The organism is Nocardiopsis sp. TNDT3, assembly GCF_003427465.1.
In the GTDB taxonomy this organism is placed as follows: Bacteria; Actinomycetota; Actinomycetes; order Streptosporangiales; family Streptosporangiaceae; genus Nocardiopsis; species Nocardiopsis dassonvillei.
This window is the reverse complement of record NZ_QPFC01001204.1, coordinates 1-2,019: the sequence shown is the minus strand read 5'-3', so window position 1 is coordinate 2,019 and position 2,019 is coordinate 1. Positions and strand designations below refer to the sequence as shown.

General features: G+C 78.1%; 2 protein-coding genes. Both read right to left on the bottom strand.

Going from position 1 to position 2,019, the window contains the following annotated elements; all coding sequences use genetic code 11:
* Nucleotides 1-120: 120 nt before the first annotated feature.
* Nucleotides 121-813, bottom strand: a complete 693-nt coding sequence (locus DQW06_RS25855) for a sirohydrochlorin chelatase (RefSeq protein WP_117199473.1) — start codon at nt 811-813, stop codon at nt 121-123.
* A gap of 70 nt (nt 814-883) precedes the next feature.
* Nucleotides 884-2,019: uroporphyrinogen-III synthase (locus DQW06_RS25850; protein ID WP_370449138.1), on the bottom strand; the 1,136-nt coding region annotated here is incomplete at its 5' end.

Below are 2,019 nucleotides of genomic sequence, written 5' to 3'. Positions count from 1 at the left end.
GCCATGCCCGGGCAGGGCGCGGCGGGGCGGGCCGGTGCCGTGCGGCGGGTCCCTCCCCCCACCGGACCGGTGCTCGACCCGGTGGGTACCGCTCCCCCGCCCCGGTGGCCTGCCCCCGGTTCAGACGGGCTGGGCGATGGCGGCCTGGCGGTAGCGCGCGGCCACGGCGTGGGCCAGGGCCGGGTCCGGGCACAGCGGGCGCGCCACCACGTCCGCGCCCGCCCCGGCCAGGCGGTCGTGGAAGAGCCCCGGTGCCAGCAGCCAGCTGGCCACGGCCACCCTGCGGTGCCCCCGCTCGCGCAGGCGGACCACCCGTTCGGCGACGGTGGGTTCGCCGGTGGCGATGAACCCCAGCTCCACGGGGGTGCCCAGGCGCTGGGACATGCGCCGGGCCGCCTGCTCCAGCTCGGCGCCCGCGAAGGGGTCGGAGGTCCCGGCGCAGGCCAGCACGACGGCGTCCCCGGGCCGGTACCCGGCTCCGACCAGGCGGCGCACGGCGGTGTCCAGGACCGCGGGGTGATCGCCCAGGGCGGGGGTGATGACGGCGTCGGCGCGTCCGGCGCGGGCGAGCTGGTGGGGGATGTCGGTGCGCACGTGGTAGCCCGAGGCCAGGAACGCGGGCACGACCACCAGCGGTCCCGGGGTGCGGGCGGCGACCTCGCCGACGCTGGGCGCGAGCACGTCGGCGAAGGCCAGGCGGGTGGGTCGGCCCGTCACCTCGGCCACGCGCAGGGCCAGGGAGTGGGCCACGGCGGTGCCGTGGGGGTCGCGGGTGCCGTGGACGGCCAGCAGCAGGGTGGGGTGTCGGTGCATCGCGTGGCGCGGACGGCCGGGGCCGGGGTCCGCTTCTTCCTTTCCCTCGGTCGGGTGGGCCGGTGCGCTGTCAGAGGGTGCGTTCGGCCGGGTCCAGGGCCAGCCGGTAGCCGCGTTTGACCACGGTCTGGATGATGCGGGGGTCGCCCAGCGCGGTGCGCAGCCGGGCCACGGCCGTCTCCACGGCGTGGGCGTCGGCGTCCTCGCCCAGGCAGGTGAGCAGGCGGGTGCGGTCCAGGACCTGGCCGGGCCTGCGCGCCAGCTCGCGCAGCACCCGCATCAGGGTGGGCGAGAGGGTGCGCACGGTGCCGTCGACCAGGACGGCGTGGCCGCGCAGGCGCAGGCGGTGTCCGGCCACGGACAGGGTCGGAAAGCGTGCGGGCAGCTCCTCGGCGAGCGCGCGGACCTGGGCGCCGACGCGGGCGCGCTGGGGCCACACGGTGGGGATGTCGTGGGCCATGAGGGGGCGTGCGGTGACCGCTCCCACGCACATGGCCAGGACGTCGCCGCGCAGGGCCCGGACCAGGGCGGCCTGGTGGCCGGTGGTGTGGGCGCGGGCCAGCAGCCCCGCCGCGGCCGGGGCGCTGGTGAAGGTGACCGCGTCCACTCCCCCGTTGGTGACGGCCTCGATGAGGCGGTCCAGGGGCGCGGTGTCCTCGGGCAGGGTCCAGCGGTAGACGGGGACCTCGACGACGTCGGCTCCGGCCAGGCGCAGGGCGGCGGTGAAGTCGGGCAGGGGTTCGCCGTGCAGCTGGATGGCCACGCGCAGACCCCGCACGCCCCGGGCGAGCAGGTAGTCCAGGACCTCGGCGGAGGACTCCGAGGGCGGCGACCACTCCTCGGTGAGTCCGGCGGCGCGGATGGCGCCCTTGGCCTTGGGGCCGCGGGCCAGCAGGCGCGAGGTGCGCAGGCTCGCCAGGAGCGGGTCGACGGTGCCCCAGGTCTCGCACGCCTCCACCCAGCCGCGGAAGCCGATGCCGGTGGTGGCCACGACGACGTCGGCGGGGCGGCGGGCGAGCTGTTCGGAGACCGAGGCCAGGCGCTGGTCGTCGCTGAGCGGCACGATGCGCAGGGCCGGTGCGGCCAGGACCTGGGCGCCCTTGCGGCGCAGCAGGGCGCTGATCTCCTCGGCGCGGCGGGCGGCGGTGACGGCGACGGTGAACCCGGCCAGCGGCGCGGTGGTGGCGGGTTCGGCCGGGCGGTGGG